Source organism: Streptomyces sp. NPDC026246 (assembly GCF_055567995.1).
On record NZ_JBVHPJ010000002.1, the window covers coordinates 199,361 to 215,815 of the forward strand.

Genomic DNA, 16,455 nt, shown 5'->3' on the forward strand with positions numbered 1-16,455 from the left:
CCATGTTCACGTGAGGACCGCGGGTCACCGTCGTGCCCGCGGTCCCTGACGGCCGACGGGGCGGCCGCCGAGGAGTCGCCTCGGTGGCCGCCCCGTCGAGAGCGTTCCTCACCCGGAGGGGTGTCACACCCCGGACGAGACCTCAGTCTTGTCGCCCGATCCGGCGTTTCCCTCGGCCGCCGCGAGCGCCTTGTTGCGGCGGACGGAGGACCAGAAGGAGGCGCCGATGAGGACGACGCCGATGAGGCCGGTGATGATCTCGTTGATCTCGTACTGGATGGTGACCAGCAGGATCATGGCGAGCGCGCCGATGGCGTAGTGCGCGCCGTGCTCCAGGTAGACGTAGTCGTCCAGGGTGCCCTGGCGGACCAGGTAGACCGTCAGCGAACGGACGTACATCGCGCCGATGCCCAGGCCGAGCGCCATCAGGACGATGTCGTTGGTGATGGCGAAGGCGCCGATCACGCCGTCGAAGGAGAAGGACGCGTCCAGGACCTCCAGGTAGAGGAACATGAAGAACGCGGCCTTGCCGGCCAGCTTGACCGCCGACTTGGGCTTGCCCTCGCGCTCGGCCTTCTCCTCGGCCTCGTGCTCGCGCTCCTCCTCCTCTTCGAGCTTGTCCTCGAAGTAGCTGGAGAGACCTCCGACGATCATGTACGTGATCAGACCGGCGATTCCGGCGAGCAGGACGGTCTCCGCCTTGTCGGCGTGGGTGCCGCCGTGCTGGTGGGCGTGCGCGCCGAAGGTGATCGAGGAGATGAGCAGGACGATCAGGGCGATGCAGACCGACAGCATGTCGACCTTGCCGAGCTTGGACAGCGGGCGCTCCAGCCAGCCGAGCCACTTGATGTCCCGGTCCTCGAAGATGAAGTCGAGGAAGATCATCAGCAGGAACATGCCACCGAAGGCGGCGATCGACGGATGCGCGTCGGTCACCAGCTCCTGGTAGCGGTCCTTGTCGGTGAGGGCCAGGTCGACCGCCTCGATCGGCCCCAGCTGGGCACTGATCGCGACGATCACGACGGGGAAGACCAGCCGCATGCCGAAGACGGCGATCAGGATGCCGATGGTGAGGAAGATCTTCTGCCAGAAGGCATTCATCTTCTTCAGGATTCCGGCGTTGACCACCGCGTTGTCGAAGGACAGCGAGATCTCGAGGACGGACAGGATCGCGACGATGCCGAAAGCGGTCCACCCTCCGTAGAAGACCGCTGCGACCAAGCCGAGCGCGGTGACCGCGAACGACCACCCGAAGGTTTTCAGAACCACTGGCTACCCAATCGTGTGTGTACGGGGTACCCCCGCGCCGTACCCGGCTTTACGAACTTTTGAAGCCGCAGTCTAGTGGGCCCCACCGGGCCCGCCGCGAGGCCCCGGTTTTTGCTCATATCGCGTCAGGAGACGCTGACCCCGAAGTCCATCGCGATGCCGCGCAGACCCGACGCGTACCCCTGGCCCACCGCCCTGAACTTCCACTCGCCCTGGTACCGGTACACCTCGCCGAAGATCATGGCGGTCTCGGTGGAGGCGTCCTCGCTGAGGTCGTAGCGGGCGAGTTCCTGGCCGTCGGCCTGGTTCACCACGCGGATGAAGGCGTTGCTGACCTGGCCGAAGGTCTGGCCGCGCTCGTCGGCCATGTGGATGGAGACCGGGAAGACGATCTTGTCGCACTGCGGCGGCACCTTGGCGAGGTCGATGAGCAGCGACTCGTCGTCGCCCTCGCCCTCACCGGTGAGGTTGTCGCCGGTGTGCTCGACCGAGCCGTCCGGGCTCTTGAGCTGGTTGTAGAAGACGAACCACTCGTCCCCGAGCACGCGGCCGCCGCTGCACATCAGGGCGCTGGCGTCGAGGTCGAAGGGCGCTCCGGTGGTGGAGCGCGCGTCCCAGCCGAGACCGATCATCACGTGTGTGAGGTTCGGTGCGGCCTTGGACAGGGAGACGTTGCCCCCCTTGGCAAGCGTGACGCCCATGATGTGTCCCTCCCCGAACGATGTTTCCTAGGTGGTCCTGCGCGTCCGGCGCCGCACGTAAACCGTGCGGCGCCGGACGGGAGGTCGCGGGGCCCCGGTGCCGGGGCCCGGCGGGTGGCTCAGACGTTCACGCCGAAGTCCTGCGCGATGCCGCGCAGGCCCGAGGCGTAGCCCTGGCCGATGGCGCGGAACTTCCACTCCGCGCCGTGCCGGTAGAGCTCGCCGAAGACCATGGCGGTCTCGGTGGAGGCGTCCTCGCTCAGGTCGTACCGGGCGATCTCCGCGCCGCCGGCCTGGTTCACGACGCGGATGAACGCGTTGCGGACCTGGCCGAAGGACTGCTGGCGGGTCTCGGCGTCGTAGATCGAGACGGGGAAGATGATCTTCTCCACGTCGGCCGGCACGGTCGCCAGGTCGACCTTGATCTGCTCGTCGTCGCCCTCGCCCTCACCGGTGAGGTTGTCACCGGTGTGCTCGACGGAGCCGTCCGGGCTCTTGAGGTTGTTGAAGAAGATGAAGTGCGCGTCGCTGGCGACCTTGCCGGAGCTGTTCAGCAGCAGCGCACTGGCGTCCAGGTCGAAGTCGGTGCCGGTCGTGGTGCGGACGTCCCACCCCAGACCGACGATGACCGCGGTCAGGCCCGGCGCCTCCTTGGTCAGCGATACGTTGCCGCCCTTGCTGAGGCTGACTCCCACGAGTCCTCCATTGGTGTCCGGGGGCGGGATGCCCCGTTGTGCTCGGATGTCGGATCAACGTTTCGATCCTAGTGACGGGTTCCCGCCCCTCGCAGGCCCTGGAGCCGACATTTCCGCGGGTGTCGGGCTCGGGACGCCCGGCCGGCGTCACAGCGAGTCGAGCGCCTTCACGTAGTCGTTCAGGTCGCGGGCGTCCGGCAGGCCGTTCACGACGGTCCACCGCACGACGCCCTCCTTGTCGATGACGAAGGTGCCGCGCACGGCGCAGCCCTTGGCCTCGTCGAAGACGCCGTAGGCGCGCGAGACCTCGCCGTGCGGCCAGAAGTCGGACAGCAGCGGGTACTCCAGGCCCTCCTGCTCGCCGAAGACGCGCAGGGTGTGGATGGAGTCGTTGGAGACGGCGAGCAGCTCGGTGTCGCGGTCGGTGAACTGCGGCAGGTTGTCGCGCAGCTCGCACAGCTCGCCGGTGCACACGCCGGTGAAGGCGAACGGGTAGAAGAGCAGGACCACGTTCCTGGAGCCGCGGAAGTCCGACAGCCTCACCGCGGCGCCGTGGTTGTCCCTGAGCTCGAAGTCGGGGGCCTTGTCGCCGACCTGGATCGCCATCGCCCTGGGTGTCCCTTCCTGGTGGTGTGCCGGAAAGGTCCACCCTACGCAGGGGCCGGCGCACACCGGTGGGCGGGCCGCCGACGCGGCCCGCCCCGGGGCGTTACGACTACCGCTTCGACTTGGCGGCCTTCGGCGTCGCCAGCCGGCTGCCGCTCCAGTCCTTGCCGACGCTGACGCTCTTGGACGCCGTCAGACCCGCCGTGGTGGCGGCTTCCGAGATGTCGCTCGGCTCCACGTAGCCCGAACGGCCGGTCTTCGGCGTCAGGAGCAGGATGGCTCCGCCTTCTTCGATGTACGTGGTGGCATCCACCAGCGCATCCGTCAGGTCGCCGTCGTCGTCACGGAACCACAGCACAACGGCGTCGGCCACGTCGTCGTAGTCCTCGTCCATCAGGTCGCTCTCGATGACGCCCTCGATGGTCTCGCGGAGCTCCTGGTCCACGTCGTCGTCGTAGCCGATCTCCTGGACCACCTGCCCGGGCTGGAACCCCAGCCTGGCGGCAGGGTTCGTCCGCTCCTCCGCGTGGTCCGCGGTCGCGCTCACGGGTTGCCTCCTGATCATGTCTTGGGAATATCTCAGCCACGCGCGTGCGCGAAGCATTGGCCGTAGTCCACACGGGCGGGACCGATCGCGCAAGTACCCGGCCGTGCAGACCGCCGAAACGGTGACGATCCCGGCGGTGTCACCGCAACTCCAGGCACACCATCATGGCCCGAGGTGATGCACACCACACCTTTCTGCCCTGTTTGGGCGTTTGGGAATCGTCTGTGGGTACGAGACTCGAAGGTATTCGCCCCTGGTGTCACGGAGCCGGTCTCACGCTCGGGTTACCGCTCGGTAGAGATGACGATTCACGGCCCCGAGGTGGACCATGGGGAGCGGCGCGCCCCCCAGCGACGACGCTCCGCGACGACAGCGAAACAGCGGCCCTCGCCGGCCCTCTGACAGGTAAGGAACAGCGTGGCTTCCGCATCCGATCGCAACCCGATCATCATTGGCGGCCTTCCGAGTCAGGTTCCTGACTTCGATCCCGAAGAGACGCAGGAGTGGCTCGACTCCCTGGACGCCGCCGTGGACGAACGCGGCCGGGAGCGCGCCCGCTACCTGATGCTGCGGCTGATCGAGCGGGCCCGCGAGAAGCGCGTGGCCGTGCCGGAGATGCGCAGCACGGACTACGTCAACACCATCCCCACCAAGAGCGAGCCGTTCTTCCCGGGCAACGAGGAGATCGAGCGCAAGGTCCTGAACGCCACCCGCTGGAACGCGGCGGTGATGGTCTCGCGGGCCCAGCGCCCCGGCATCGGCGTCGGCGGCCACATCGCCACCTTCGCGTCCTCCGCCTCGCTCTACGACGTAGGGTTCAACCACTTCTTCCGCGGCAAGGACGAGGGCGACGGCGGTGACCAGGTCTTCTTCCAGGGCCACGCCTCCCCCGGCATCTACGCCCGCGCCTTCCTGCTGGACCGGCTGAGCGAGCAGCACCTGGACGGCTTCCGCCAGGAGAAGTCCAAGGCCCCGTACGCGCTGTCGTCGTACCCGCACCCGCGGTCGATGCCGGACTTCTGGGAGTTCCCGACGGTGTCGATGGGCCTCGGGCCGATCGGCGCGATCTACCAGGCGCGGATGAACCGCTACATGGAGGCGCGCGGGATCGCCGACACCTCCAAGTCGCACGTCTGGGCGTTCCTCGGCGATGGCGAGATGGACGAGCCGGAGTCGCTGGGCCAGCTGTCCATCGCCGCGCGCGAGGGTCTGGACAACCTCACCTTCGTCGTCAACTGCAACCTGCAGCGCCTCGACGGCCCGGTACGCGGCAACGGCAAGATCATCCAGGAGCTGGAGTCGATCTTCCGCGGCGCCGGGTGGAACGTGATCAAGCTGGTCTGGGACCGCAGCTGGGACCCGCTGCTCGCCCAGGACCGCGACGGCGTGCTGGTCAACCGGATGAACACCACGCCGGACGGGCAGTTCCAGACCTACGCGACGGAGACCGGCGCCTACATCCGCGAGCACTTCTTCGGGGACGACCACCGGCTGCGCGCGATGGTCGAGGGCATGACCGACGACCAGATCCTGCACCTGGGCCGCGGCGGCCACGACCACCGGAAGATCTTCGCGGCGTACAAGGCGGCCGTGGAGCACAAGGGCCAGCCCACGGTCATCCTCGCCAAGACGATCAAGGGCTGGACGCTGGGCCCGAACTTCGAGGGCCGCAACGCCACGCACCAGATGAAGAAGCTGACGGTCGACGACCTCAAGCGCTTCCGCGACCGCCTGCACCTGCCGATCCCGGACAAGGAGCTGGAGTCCGGCGCCCCGCCGTACTACCACCCGGGCCGGGACTCGGAGGAGATCCAGTACATGCACGACCGCCGCAGGTCGCTCGGCGGTTACGTACCCACCCGGGTCGTCCGTTCCAAACCGCTGCCGCTGCCCGAGGACAAGACGTACGCGACGGTGAAGAAGGGGTCGGGTCAGCAGTCCATCGCGACGACGATGGCGTTCGTCCGTCTCCTCAAGGACCTCATGCGGGACAAGGAGCTCGGCAAGCGGTTCGTGCTGATCGCGCCGGACGAGTACCGCACGTTCGGCATGGACTCGTTCTTCCCGAGCGCGAAGATCTACAACCCACTCGGGCAGCAGTACGAGTCGGTCGACCGCGAGCTGCTGCTCGCCTACAAGGAGGCGCCGAACGGGCAGATGCTGCACGACGGCATCTCCGAGGCGGGCTGCACGGCCTCGCTGATCGCCGCCGGCTCGGCCTACGCCACCCATGGCGAGCCGCTGATCCCGGTCTACGTCTTCTACTCGATGTTCGGCTTCCAGCGCACCGGCGACCAGTTCTGGCAGATGGCCGACCAGCTGTCCCGCGGTTTCGTCCTGGGCGCCACCGCCGGGCGCACGACGCTGACGGGCGAGGGCCTGCAGCACGCGGACGGCCACTCGCAGCTGCTCGCCTCGACGAACCCGGCGTGCGTGGCCTACGACCCGGCGTTCGGCTTCGAGATCGCGCACATCGTGCAGGACGGTCTGCGCCGGATGTACGGCTCCTCGCAGGAGCACCCGCACGGTGAGGACGTCTTCTACTACCTGACCGTCTACAACGAGCCGATCCAGCACCCGGCCGAGCCGGACGGCGTGGACGTCGAGGGCATCCTCCAGGGCCTGTACCGCTTCAGCGAGGGCACGGGCGGCTCGGTGCCGGCGCAGATCCTGGCCTCCGGGGTGGCGGTGCCCTGGGCGGTCGAGGCGCAGAAGATCCTGGCCGAGGAGTGGAACGTCAAGGCGGACGTCTGGTCGGCGACCTCCTGGAACGAGCTGCGGCGCGAGGCCGTGGACTGCGAGCGGCACAACCTGCTGCACCCCGAGGAGGAGCAGCGGGTGCCGTACGTGACGCGCAAGCTCACGGACGCCCAGGGGCCGGTCGTGGCGGTGTCGGACTGGATGCGCTCGGTCCCCGACCAGATCGCGCGCTGGGTGCCGCAGACGTACCAGTCGCTCGGTGCGGACGGCTTCGGCTTCGCCGACACGCGGGGCGCGGCCCGCCGCTTCTTCCACATCGACGCCCAGTCGATCGTGGTGGCGGTGCTGACCGAGCTGGCGCGTGAGGGCAAGGTCGACCGGTCGGTGCTCAAGCAGGCCATCGACCGGTACCAGCTGCTCGACGTGTCGGCGGCGGACCCGGGGGTCGCGGGCGGCGACGCCTGACCGGGGGGAGCCTCTCCCAGGGGTGGTGAGCCTCACGGACGCACCGTGGGCCCGCCACCCCTTCGGCTTTCCTACGATGCCTGCATGCAGCAGCAGTCGGCCCAGCTCCGCTGGGAGCAGCACACGCAGCGCCCCCTGTTCGCCCTGGCCCTCGCGTTCGCCGTCGCCTACGCCGTGCCGATCGTCCGGCCGGACGCGGACCCCGGGGTGGTGCGGGCGTGCGGGGCGGTCGAGTGGGTGGTGTGGGCGGCGTTCGTCCTCGACTACGTCGTGCGCCTGGCCCTCGCCCCGCACCGGCCGTCCTTCGTGCGGACGCACTGGCTCGACCTGGCCGCGGTGGTGCTGCCGCTGCTCCAGCCGCTGCGGCTGCTGCGGCTGGTGTCGACCCTGCTGCTCGTCGGGCAGCGGGCGCGGATGGCCTCGCAGATCCGGCTGACCACGTACGTCGCCGGGGCCGTGGTGGGGCTGCTGATGTTCGGCTCGCTGGCGGTGCTGTCCGTGGAACGCGACGCGCCGGACGGGAACATCCGCACACTGGGTGACGCGGTGTGGTGGTCCTTCACGACCATGACGACGGTGGGGTACGGGGACCACGCCCCGACGACCGGGCTGGGGCGCGTGCTCGCGGTGGGGCTCATGCTGTCCGGCATCGCCCTGCTCGGTGTGGTGACGGCGAACATCGCGGCCTGGTTCATCGCACGGTTCGAGAAGGACGACGTCGAGGAGCGGCGGCAGACCGAGGCGATCGTGGAGCTGACGGCGGAGGTACGGGCGCTGCGCGCGGAGGTGGCGGCCCTGAAGAGGACGCCCGTCGAGTGACAGCCGGATGAGGCGCCACAGCCCCGGTTCGCCCCCCCGGCCGCCGCGCGCACGAGCGGACCCCCGGCCGAACCGCCGGAGGCCCGTGCTCACTTCACCCGGTTCAGTAGAGGCCCAGGCCCGGTGTCATGGCTCCGGACAGCCACAACAGGGCCAGGAGGGTGTCGATGGCGCCCAGGACGAGGGCCACCACGGCCGCGGGCGGGCGGGAGCCCGACCAGGTGCGGCCCATGGCGAGCCAGCCGCAGACGATCGCGGCGGGGCCGAGGACGATCCCCAGCACGAAGAAGCCCGCGACCGCGCAGATGACTCCGACGAGTCCGAGCGTCGCGCGATCCGTCCCGGTCCTTGACCACGTCCGGCCACGTGAGCGGGGGTGCCTGCGCGTACCGTCTCCGAAGCTCGCCATCATCAACTCCCGTGATCCCTCAGTCGGTTGAGGCTCTACTCGGGTATGACACGGCGGGTACCCCGCGAACGGCCGGCCATGCACCGCTGCCTGCGCGCCACCCCCCTCCGGCAGCGCGCCGCAGCGTCCGCCCTCCATGCCCTGCGGAGGACTTGACCCACTGTGACCTGTGCGGCGGGCCCAACGGGAGGCTTCGGCGCTCCTGTTCACCCTGATGAGCGAACGCCCCCGGGAAAGCCTCTTCCCGGGGGCGTTCGGCGGCGGACCGTCAGATGTGCCCGACGCCCGCGCCTGCCTCGGCGTTCTGCCCGCGCTTGGTCAGGAACGCCACCAGCACCGCCACCGCGGCGACGCCCGCCGCCACGAGCGAGGCCGCGCTCATGCCGGAGATGAACGTGTCGTGCGCGACCCCCGTGATCTTCGCGGCGATCGCCTCCGGGGTGCCCGGCGCCAGCGGCGGGACGCCGACCTGGACCGCTTCGGAGGCCTGGTGCTGCTGCTCCGGGGTGAGCGGCGGAAGGCCCGCCTCCCGCCAGTTGCCCGCCAGGTCGCTGTTGACCTTGGAGGCCATGACGGCACCGAGGACGGCCGTGCCGAGGCTGCCGCCGATCTGCATGGCGGCCTGCTGCAGACCGCCCGCGACACCCGACAGCTCCATCGGGGCGTTGCCCACGATGACTTCGGTGGCGCCGACCATGACCGGCGCGAGGCCGAGGCCGAGCAGGGCGAACCAGAGCGACATGACGCCGCTGCCGGTGTCCGTCTCCAGGGTCGACATGCCGTACATGGCGATCGCGGTGAGCGCCATGCCGCCCGCGAGCGGGACCCGGGGACCGAACTTGGTGATCATCGCACCGGCCAGCGGCGAGCCGACGATCATCATACCGGTGAGCGGAAGCAGGTGCAGACCCGCGTCGACCGGGCTCATGCCGTGCACGTTCTGCAGGTAGAACGTCACGAAGAACAGGCCGCCCATGAACGCGATGGCCATGAGGATCATCAGCACGACACCCGCGGACAGCGCCACGGAACGGAACAGCGCGAGCGGGATCAGCGGCTCCCTGACCTTCGTCTCCCACAGGGCGAAGAGCGCGAAGCCCAGCACGGACGCGCCGAGGAAGCCCAGCGTCTTCGCGTCGCCCCAGCCCCACTCGGACGGCGGGGCCTTGATGAGCGCCCACACCAGGCAGAAGACCGAGACCGACAGCAGGGCGATGCCCGGCAGGTCGAAGGAGCGCGGGGCGTTCTCGGCGCGGTGGTCCAGCAGGATCCAGACGCCGAGGACGACCGCGAGGACGCCGACCGGCACGTTGATGAAGAACACCGACTGCCAGTTGACGTGCTCGACGAGCACACCGCCGAGGATCGGGCCGCCGGCGGTGGACGCGCCGATGACCATGCCCCAGATGCCGATGGCCATGTTCAGTTTCTCGGCCGGGAAGGTGGCCCGCAGCAGGCCGAGCGCGGCCGGCATCAGCAGCGCGCCGAACAGGCCCTGCAGGACGCGGAAGACCACGACCAGCGCGATGCTGTCCGACAGGCCGATGGCGCCCGAGGCGGCGGCGAAGCCGACGACGCCGATGAGGAAGGTCTGCCGGTGCCCGAAGCGGTCGCCGAGCTTGCCCGCGGTGATCAGCGAGACGGCGAGGGCGAGGAAGTAGCCGTTGGTGATCCACTGCACCTCGGCGAAGGTGGCGCCGAGGTCCTTCTGGATCGCCGGGTTGGCGATGGCCACGATGGTGCCGTCCAGGGCCACCATCATGACCCCTACGGCGACGGTGATGAGGGTGAGCCAGGGATGCCCGCGCAGCCCCTTGCCCGGCGTCGCGTCCACCGCGCCCGGCGTCTTGCCCCCCGACCCCGACGTGTCGATGGCGGTCTGACTAGTCATACGTTCGAGGCTAGTGACAGTCACTGACAATTGACAAACCAATTCACTAGTCGGTAACTGACACGACATCCCCGGATAGCCTGAACTGGGAGAACACTGCGCACAGGAGGACCTTTCTTGAACTTGCGCGAGCGCAAGAAGCAGCGCACGCGGGACGCGCTGCTGCGAGCCGCCCTGGAGCTGTTCGCCACGCGCGGGTACGAGGAGACGACCGTCGACGACATCGCCGCGGCCGTCGACGTGTCGCAGCGCACCTTCTTCCGCTACTTCGCCGGCAAGGAGGAGACGGCGCTGTTCGTGCCGCGCCTGGCGGAGGCCGTCGTCATCGACGCCCTGCGGGCGCGCCCGCCCTCCGAGCTGCCCCTGGAGGCGCTGCGCCGGGCCGTCCTGGAGAGCTGGGACGCCATCCACGAGGCCGTCGCCGAGCTGGTCCCGATCGAACTCCACCTGCGCGTGTACCGGGTGATCGAGTCGACGCCCGCACTGCTCGCCGTCCATCTGCGGCGGGCGGCCGAACTGGAGGAGCAACTGGCCGGCATCATCGCCGAGCGCGAGGGGCTCGACGTGGACGCCGACCCTCGGCCCCGGATCGTCGTCGCCCTCTTCGGCGGGGTGATTCGTGTCACCGAAAGACTGTGGTCCACGGGGGAGGACCTCACCCTGGAGGGACTGCGCGAACTCACCGCCGCCTACCTGGATCAGGTCGGACCGGCACTGGCGGGGAACTGGCGTCCGGGGCGGTCCCCCTGACGCCCCGACCAAAACGTGATCCCGGTCACTTGGTTGACGCGAGACCCTCTCGTTCTCCTAGTGTGTCCTTTCAGTGACTTCCTTCGACACCTCCCCGCAACTGAACGTCTGGCGCGCACTGCTCGCTCTGGCCGTGGTGTTCGTGATGCTGACGACCACCGGCTGGACCGCTCTGCGCACCCAGCGGGGCGACACACCGCTGCAGGCCTCGCTCTCCGCGTGGGAGCACGGCCGCGTCGGCGGTCACCGGCTGCCCGACCCGCAGTCCGCGCCGGGGAAGCTGACCCGCTTCTTCGCCTCGCTCGACGAGGCGGAGCGCGCGAGCCTGGCCCGCAGGTACCCGCTCGCCGTCGGCAACATGAACGGCGCCCCCGTCGAGCTGCGCTACCGCGCCAACCGGATCGCGCTCGCCAAGGAGCGCGCGGTGGAACGGGAGCGTCTGCACGACGACCGCCTCACACCGGCCGGGCGGCACGACGCCGCGCGCCGCATGGACCGCCTCGACGACCTGCTGGAGAAGGGCCGCCGCATCCTGGCCTTCGACCCTGAGGGTTCGGGCCGGGTCGCCGAGGTCCTCGGCGACCTGCGCCGGGCGGACCGGGTCTCGGTCGTCGTGCCCGGGGTGGACACGGACCTGCTCACCTTCCAGCGCACCCAGCGCAAGTACTCGGCACCGGTCGGCATGGCCCGGTCCCTGTACGACGCCGAGCGGCAGGCGAGTCCCTCGACCCGCACCGCCGTGATCGCCTGGGCCGACTACACCGCGCCCAGCGGGCTCGGCATCGACTCGGCCACGGCGATGCGCGCGGAGGAGGGCGCGGTCCGGCTGGACGCGATGGTGCGGGCATTGCCCGGCAGGGCGCCGGTCTCGCTGTTCTGCCACAGCTACGGCTCGGTGGTGTGCGGCGTCGCGGCGCACCGGCTGCCGGGCCGGGTGTCCGACATCGCGGTCGCCGGCAGCCCCGGCATGCGGGTGGAGAACGCCGGGGAACTGCGCACCGGGGCCCGGGTGTGGGCGATGCGGGACGCCGACGACTGGATCCAGGACGTGCCCTACCTGGAGCTGGGCGGACTGGGCCACGGGGCCGACCCGGTGTCCTCCGGGTTCGGCGCGCGGGTGCTGTCGGCGGCGGGTGCGAAGGGTCACGCCGGCTACTTCGAGCCGGGAACGGCAAGTCTGTTCAATTTCGCAGAGATCGGCGTCGGCGCATACCGCTCGGTGCACTGCGCGCACGAAGACGGCGTCTGCCGTACCGGTTTGTCCGGCGCGGCAGCGGCCTGACGCGCGTAGAGGCGAAGAAAGTGCGGTCTGCTCGGGAGGGGGACGGAGGAGCGCGTGCCGCATACGATGAGCCGCATGGGTGACGTACTGGCCGGATTTCATGCCACTTGGGAGTTCGAGTCCGACTCCGTGCTCATCCGCTACGAACGGGGGATCCGGACACCCAAGCTCTTCCAGGCGCTCGGGGAGCGCCGCGTGCCCCTGGAGGCGATCGCGGGGGTGACGCTGACGCGCGGCAAACGCGGCACCGTCGTGCTGCGTGCCGAGCCGCGCCCCGGGGCCGACCCGCTGATGGAGGCGGCCGCGGGTCAGCTGAAGGAGAGCTGCGACCCCTACCGGCTGGTGCTGCCCGCCGAGCGCGAGATGCTCGCCGAGTACTACGCCGACGAACTGAAGTCGCTGCTCTCGGATTCCGGGCCCGCGGACCGGTTCCTCGTGGAGCCGCCGAAGGGGCCGTCGTCCTTCAAGGCGTACGACGGGAAGGCGGCCTTCGACGGACGGACCGTCAGTTTCCGCTGGTTCTGGACCGGAGCGTCGTCGGCCAAGTGGAAGGCCGGGGACCAGAGCTTTCCGGTGGGCGAGCTGAGCGGGGTGGAGTGGCGCTCGCCGGAGGTGTTCGAGGGTCATCTGCGGCTGCTGCGCCGGGACGGGACGGCCGCCACCCCCGCGCAGGCCGACCAGGACCCCGCGGCGGTGGTGTTCGGGCTGGGGTACGGGCCGGTGCACGAGTCGCTGCCGTTCGCTGCGGCGGTGCTGGCCGCGGTGCGCACGTCCAGTCCGGTCCCGGCCGTGCCGGCCGGCGGGCCGCGTCGTGATCCTGCGGACATCGCCGACCGGATTCGCCACCTGGGCGAGTTGCATCAGGCCGGGTTGGTGACGGATGAGGAGTTCTCGGTCAAGAAGGCCGAGTTGCTCTCCGAGCTCTAGCGTCTGCCGGGTTCGGTGGGGGCGCGGGCGCGGGTCGTGCGTGGCTGAGCGCGCCGTTCCCCGCGCCCGTGGAGGGGCGCCTCCCTACTCCCTGCCCGCCGAGGTGAAGGCCATGTCCGCGTAGCGGTTGCCCGTCACCTGGGCCGCTATGCCGTCCAGGAGTTCCAGTTGCTCGTCCGTCAGGTGGATCGCGGTCGCCGCCGTGTTCTCCTCCACCCGCGACGGCTTGCGGGTGCCCGGGATCGGGACGACCGTGAGGTCGTGGACCTCGGCCCGTCGGTGGGCCCAGGCCAGGGCGATCTGGCCGAGGGTGGCGTCATGGGCCCGCGCGACCGCGCGGATCAGTTCCAGCAGGGTGGCGTTGGCGGTCGCGTTCTCGCCCGTGAAACGCGGCTGCCGGCGGCGGAAGTCGTCCAAGGACAGGTCCTCGGCCCGGGCGAAGGAACCGGTGAGGAAGCCGCGGCCCAGGGGTGAGTACGCCACGAGCGCCGCGCCCAGCTCACGGACGGCGGGCACGACCTGCGCCTCGATGTCCCGGCTGAACAGGGACCACTCCGACTGCACGGCGGCGATGGGGTGCACGGCGTGCGCGGCGCGCACTTCACCGGCCGTGACCTCGCTCAGGCCGAGGTGCTTCACCTTGCCCTCGCGGACCAGGTCGGCCATCGTGCCGACGCTCTCCTCGATCGGCACGTTCACATCGCGCCGGTGCAGGTAGTAGAGGTCGATGACGTCGACGTCCAGGCGCTTCAGACTGTCCTCGACGGCGCGGCGGATGTAGGGCGGGTCGTTGCGGATGATGCGCCGGGCCGGGTCGTCCGGCGGTATGGACAGGCCGAACTTGGTCGCGAGGACGACCTCGTCGCGGTGTGCCTTGAGGAAGGGCGCGAGGAACCGCTCGTTCTCGCCGGCGCCGTAGGCGTCGGCCGTGTCGTAGAGCGTGACGCCCAGTTCGAGGGCCCGTTCCAGGGTGGCGCGCGAGGCGTCCGCGTCCGCGGGGCCGTAGCCGAAGCTCATGCCCATGCAGCCGAGGCCCTGCACGCCCACCTCGGGGCCGTCCGCGCCGAGCTTCGCCGTCGTGATCCTGCCGTCCGTCATCGAGGCCCCTCCGACGCCGGGGCCCGCCCGGCGTCCGCGTAGAAACTGATCTTCCGGTCCAGTACGGCCAGTGTGCCCCGTAGTTCGTCGATCCTCGCCAGGACGTCCTCGCGGGTCGTCCTCAGCAGCTCGAAGCGCTCGCCGTAGGTGTGGTCGCCCGCGCGCACCAGTTCCGCGTAGCGGACCATGTCCGCCACCGGCATGCCCGTCAGCCGGAGTTTGCCGACGAGGTCGAGCCAGTCGAGGTCGCGGTTGGTGTAGCGGCGCTGGCCGGTGTGGGAGCGGTCGATGTGCGGCATCAGGCCGATGCGCTCGTACCAGCGCAGGGTGTGGGCCGTCAGGCCGGTCAGGGCGACGACCTCGCTGATCGTGTAGCGGTCCTGGCCGTCCGGGCGCCGGTTCTGCTGCGGCGGACCGGCACAGAGGTCGGTCCCGGTCCCCGTGGTCTCCATCACCGTCATGGCCCCACGCTAGAACCTTGGAGTGCGCTCCAAGCAAGCACCCACGGCGAGAAATCGGCAGGGCGCCCGCGTGACCGGCCGGACCCCTCGCCGGGGCGCACGCGTTCAGCGCATAGGCTCGCAGGCATGTCGCTCAAGAGCCTCGCGTTGATCGAGAACTGGCCGGTTCCCACCGCCGCCGCGGGTGTCGTCCGGGCGGACGGCACCGTCCTCGGCACCCACGGCCCGGTCGGGCAGCGCTTCCCCCTCGCGTCGGTGACCAAGCCGCTGGCCGCCTACGCGGTGCTGGTCGCCTACGAGGAGGGCGCCCTCGAGTTCGACGAGCCCGCGGGTCCCCCCGGGTCGACGGTCCGGCACCTGCTCGCGCACACCTCGGGTCTGGCCTTCGACGAGCACCGGGTCACGGCCCCGCCCGGGGAGCGGCGGCTGTACTCCAACGCCGGTTTCGAGCAACTCGGCGACCATCTCGCCGAGGCGACCGCCATCCCGTTCGCCGAGTACCTGCGCCAGGCGGTGCTGGAGCCGCTGGGCATGACCTCGACGTCCCTGGAGGGCTCCCCGGCCAAGGACGCCGTGTCCACCGTGGAGGACCTGCTGCGGTTCGCCGCCGAGCTGCAGGCGCCTCAGTTGCTGGACCCGCGAACGGTCGCCGAGGCGATGACCGTGCAGTATCCGGGCACCAAGGGCGTGCTGCCGGGCTACGGCCACCAGAACCCCAACGACTGGGGGCTGGGCTTCGAGATCCGCGACTCCAAGTCGCCGCACTGGACGGGCTCGTCGTCCTCCCCGCGCACTTTCGGGCATTTCGGCCAGTCCGGTACGTTCCTGTGGGTCGACCCCGACGCGGGTGCCGGCTGCGTGGCGCTGACGGACCGCGCGTTCGGCCCCTGGGCGATCGAGGCGTGGCCGGCGTTCACGGACGCGGTGCGCGCCGAGCTCTAGGTCGTGTCCGCAAAGTCCCCGTCGTTCGCCCGGAGTGCGGGCCCCGCGGCGTCTGGTGCGTGCTCTCGGCGTGCCGGGCGGAGTCCCTCGTACTGGATCGTACTTGGGGCTTCGTCCGGTGCGGCGAGAGTGCGTGCCAGGCGTCGCGGGGCAGGCGGGACTTTGCGGACACGACCTAGGGCCGGGCGGCGTCGTCCGTCATCTCCCAGATCAGCAGCTCGGCCCCGGTGACGCCTTCGGCCTCCAGGGCCTTCGCGTCGGTGATCCGTGCCGCGTCCCCGGCGCCGAGCTCCTCGCCGTCCAGGCGCACCGCGCCGCGCACGACGTGCACGTACAGGTACGCCCCGTCCGGCACCGCCGTCCGCTCCCCCGCCCCGAGCCGCCGCACGTGCAGCATCGCCCCGGCCCGGGGCAGGGCGTACGGCGTGGAGTCGGCGATGCCGCGGACGACCTCGTAGGACGGTTCGCCGCCGGGTCGCAGCGGGGCCAGCCACATCTGCACGAAGGTCAGCGGCCCGGAGCCGTCGTTGCGCTCGACGTGGCGCACCCCGCCCGCCGAGCTGAGCCGCTGCACGTCCCCGGGGCGCACGACGGACTCGTGCCCGGCCGAGTCCCGGTGCGTCAGTTCGCCCTCCACCACCCAGGTCACGATCTCCGTGTGGCTGTGCGGGTGCTCGTCGAACCCGGCACCCGGCGCCAGCCGCTCCTCGTTGCACGCGAGCACCGCACCGAACCGGAGGTTGTCCGGGTCGTAGTGCGGGCCGAAGGAGAAGGCGTGCCGGCTGTCGATGCCGGCAGCCGGATCCCCTCCCTGGTAGCGCTCGTCGGCGCGCCTGACGTCCATCACGCCGTCCACGGTAGACCCGGCGGCGCACCCTCCCGTCCGGATAAGG

The 16,455-nt window shown here is 70.3% G+C and carries 16 protein-coding genes; 6 read left to right on the forward strand and 10 right to left on the reverse strand.

Translation table 11 applies throughout. The annotated features are described in order from the left end of the window. Nucleotides 1–123 precede the first annotated feature (123 nt). From ACZ4M5_RS05025 to ACZ4M5_RS05045, 5 genes are all read right to left on the reverse strand, one after another. Nucleotides 124–1,269 carry a DUF475 domain-containing protein gene (locus ACZ4M5_RS05025; protein ID WP_467733210.1) on the reverse strand — a complete coding sequence of 382 codons (1,146 nt, stop codon included), beginning with the start codon at nucleotides 1,267–1,269 and terminating at the stop codon, nucleotides 124–126. A gap of 125 nt (nucleotides 1,270–1,394) precedes the next feature. Continuing rightward, on the reverse strand, nucleotides 1,395–1,970 hold the full coding sequence (locus tag ACZ4M5_RS05030; protein WP_467733212.1) for a TerD family protein: 576 nt from the start codon (nucleotides 1,968–1,970) through the stop codon (nucleotides 1,395–1,397). Nucleotides 1,971–2,089: 119 nt separating this feature from the next. Further along, on the reverse strand, nucleotides 2,090–2,665 hold the full coding sequence (locus tag ACZ4M5_RS05035; protein WP_369197241.1) for a calcium homeostasis/redox stress adaptation protein: 576 nt from the start codon (nucleotides 2,663–2,665) through the stop codon (nucleotides 2,090–2,092). 147 nt (nucleotides 2,666–2,812) lie between these two features. Continuing rightward, nucleotides 2,813–3,271 carry a peroxiredoxin gene (locus ACZ4M5_RS05040; RefSeq protein WP_467733215.1) on the reverse strand — a complete coding sequence of 153 codons (459 nt, stop codon included), beginning with the start codon at nucleotides 3,269–3,271 and terminating at the stop codon, nucleotides 2,813–2,815. 109 nt (nucleotides 3,272–3,380) lie between these two features. Then, a complete protein-coding gene (locus ACZ4M5_RS05045) occupies nucleotides 3,381–3,818 on the reverse strand; it encodes a DUF3052 domain-containing protein (protein WP_467733217.1) in 438 nt (145 codons plus the stop codon). Nucleotides 3,819–4,235: 417 nt separating this feature from the next. Here ACZ4M5_RS05045 and aceE point away from each other — a divergent pair, with 417 nt between their 5' ends. Both aceE and ACZ4M5_RS05055 read left to right on the forward strand, forming a co-directional pair. Further along, nucleotides 4,236–6,983 carry a pyruvate dehydrogenase (acetyl-transferring), homodimeric type gene (gene aceE, locus ACZ4M5_RS05050; protein ID WP_467733219.1) on the forward strand — a complete coding sequence of 916 codons (2,748 nt, stop codon included), beginning with the start codon at nucleotides 4,236–4,238 and terminating at the stop codon, nucleotides 6,981–6,983. Between the two features lie 84 nt (nucleotides 6,984–7,067). Then, the gene (locus ACZ4M5_RS05055; RefSeq protein ID WP_467733222.1) at nucleotides 7,068–7,802 is read left to right on the forward strand and encodes a potassium channel family protein; all 735 of its coding nucleotides are present in this window, start codon (nucleotides 7,068–7,070) and stop codon (nucleotides 7,800–7,802) included. A 103-nt stretch (nucleotides 7,803–7,905) separates the two neighbouring features. On the opposite strand, the gene ACZ4M5_RS05060 is transcribed toward ACZ4M5_RS05055, so the two are convergent. Together ACZ4M5_RS05060 and ACZ4M5_RS05065 are read right to left on the reverse strand one after the other, a co-directional pair. Then, the gene (locus ACZ4M5_RS05060) at nucleotides 7,906–8,214 is read right to left on the reverse strand and encodes a small hydrophobic protein (protein WP_467733224.1); all 309 of its coding nucleotides are present in this window, start codon (nucleotides 8,212–8,214) and stop codon (nucleotides 7,906–7,908) included. Between the two features lie 265 nt (nucleotides 8,215–8,479). Continuing rightward, complete coding sequence (locus ACZ4M5_RS05065; protein WP_467733226.1) at nucleotides 8,480–10,102, reverse strand: MFS transporter; 1,623 nt, start codon at nucleotides 10,100–10,102, stop codon at nucleotides 8,480–8,482. Between the two features lie 117 nt (nucleotides 10,103–10,219). Here ACZ4M5_RS05065 and ACZ4M5_RS05070 point away from each other — a divergent pair, with 117 nt between their 5' ends. The 3 genes from ACZ4M5_RS05070 to ACZ4M5_RS05080 all read left to right on the forward strand — a co-directional run bounded on the left by ACZ4M5_RS05070 (nucleotide 10,220) and on the right by ACZ4M5_RS05080 (nucleotide 13,061). Then, nucleotides 10,220–10,852: a TetR family transcriptional regulator gene (locus tag ACZ4M5_RS05070; protein ID WP_467733228.1), complete on the forward strand. Its 633-nt coding sequence runs from the start codon at nucleotides 10,220–10,222 to the stop codon at nucleotides 10,850–10,852. 73 nt (nucleotides 10,853–10,925) lie between these two features. Then, nucleotides 10,926–12,134, forward strand: a complete 1,209-nt coding sequence (locus ACZ4M5_RS05075) for an alpha/beta hydrolase (RefSeq protein WP_467733230.1) — start codon at nucleotides 10,926–10,928, stop codon at nucleotides 12,132–12,134. A 66-nt stretch (nucleotides 12,135–12,200) separates the two neighbouring features. Then, complete coding sequence (locus tag ACZ4M5_RS05080; protein WP_467734233.1) at nucleotides 12,201–13,061, forward strand: DUF4429 domain-containing protein; 861 nt, start codon at nucleotides 12,201–12,203, stop codon at nucleotides 13,059–13,061. Between the two features lie 84 nt (nucleotides 13,062–13,145). Here the strand turns inward: ACZ4M5_RS05080 and ACZ4M5_RS05085 are convergent, their stop codons facing one another. Then, nucleotides 13,146–14,159: an aldo/keto reductase gene (locus tag ACZ4M5_RS05085; RefSeq protein ID WP_467733232.1), complete on the reverse strand. Its 1,014-nt coding sequence runs from the start codon at nucleotides 14,157–14,159 to the stop codon at nucleotides 13,146–13,148. Next, nucleotides 14,156–14,620, reverse strand: coding sequence for a MerR family transcriptional regulator (locus tag ACZ4M5_RS05090; protein ID WP_398111385.1), 465 nt, complete (start codon nucleotides 14,618–14,620; stop codon nucleotides 14,156–14,158). Before ACZ4M5_RS05090 ends, ACZ4M5_RS05085 begins: the two co-directional genes overlap by 4 nt. A 126-nt stretch (nucleotides 14,621–14,746) precedes the next feature. On the opposite strand from ACZ4M5_RS05090, the gene ACZ4M5_RS05095 reads away from it, so the two are divergent. Continuing rightward, a complete protein-coding gene (locus ACZ4M5_RS05095) occupies nucleotides 14,747–15,562 on the forward strand; it encodes a serine hydrolase domain-containing protein (protein ID WP_467733235.1) in 816 nt (271 codons plus the stop codon). Between the two features lie 175 nt (nucleotides 15,563–15,737). Here ACZ4M5_RS05095 and ACZ4M5_RS05100 read toward each other — a convergent pair whose 3' ends face one another. Continuing rightward, nucleotides 15,738–16,406, reverse strand: a complete 669-nt coding sequence (locus ACZ4M5_RS05100; RefSeq protein ID WP_467734235.1) for a pirin family protein — start codon at nucleotides 16,404–16,406, stop codon at nucleotides 15,738–15,740. Nucleotides 16,407–16,455: the final 49 nt, after the last annotated feature.

What these genes read in the sequence shown, in the direction of transcription:
- ACZ4M5_RS05030 (WP_467733212.1), bottom strand. Translation starts at nt 1,970, where the DNA reads ATGGGCGTCACGCTTGCCAAGGGGGGCAACGTCTCCCTGTCCAAGGCC.
- ACZ4M5_RS05040 (WP_467733215.1), bottom strand. Translation starts at nt 3,271, where the DNA reads ATGGCGATCCAGGTCGGCGACAAGGCCCCCGACTTCGAGCTCAGGGAC.
- ACZ4M5_RS05055 (WP_467733222.1), top strand. Translation starts at nt 7,068, where the DNA reads ATGCAGCAGCAGTCGGCCCAGCTCCGCTGGGAGCAGCACACGCAGCGC.
- ACZ4M5_RS05060 (WP_467733224.1), bottom strand. Translation starts at nt 8,214, where the DNA reads ATGATGGCGAGCTTCGGAGACGGTACGCGCAGGCACCCCCGCTCACGT.
- ACZ4M5_RS05065 (WP_467733226.1), bottom strand. Translation starts at nt 10,102, where the DNA reads ATGACTAGTCAGACCGCCATCGACACGTCGGGGTCGGGGGGCAAGACG.
- ACZ4M5_RS05080 (WP_467734233.1), top strand. Translation starts at nt 12,201, where the DNA reads ATGAGCCGCATGGGTGACGTACTGGCCGGATTTCATGCCACTTGGGAG.
- ACZ4M5_RS05085 (WP_467733232.1), bottom strand. Translation starts at nt 14,159, where the DNA reads ATGACGGACGGCAGGATCACGACGGCGAAGCTCGGCGCGGACGGCCCC.
- ACZ4M5_RS05090 (WP_398111385.1), bottom strand. Translation starts at nt 14,620, where the DNA reads ATGACGGTGATGGAGACCACGGGGACCGGGACCGACCTCTGTGCCGGT.
- ACZ4M5_RS05095 (WP_467733235.1), top strand. Translation starts at nt 14,747, where the DNA reads ATGTCGCTCAAGAGCCTCGCGTTGATCGAGAACTGGCCGGTTCCCACC.
- ACZ4M5_RS05100 (WP_467734235.1), bottom strand. Translation starts at nt 16,406, where the DNA reads ATGGACGTCAGGCGCGCCGACGAGCGCTACCAGGGAGGGGATCCGGCT.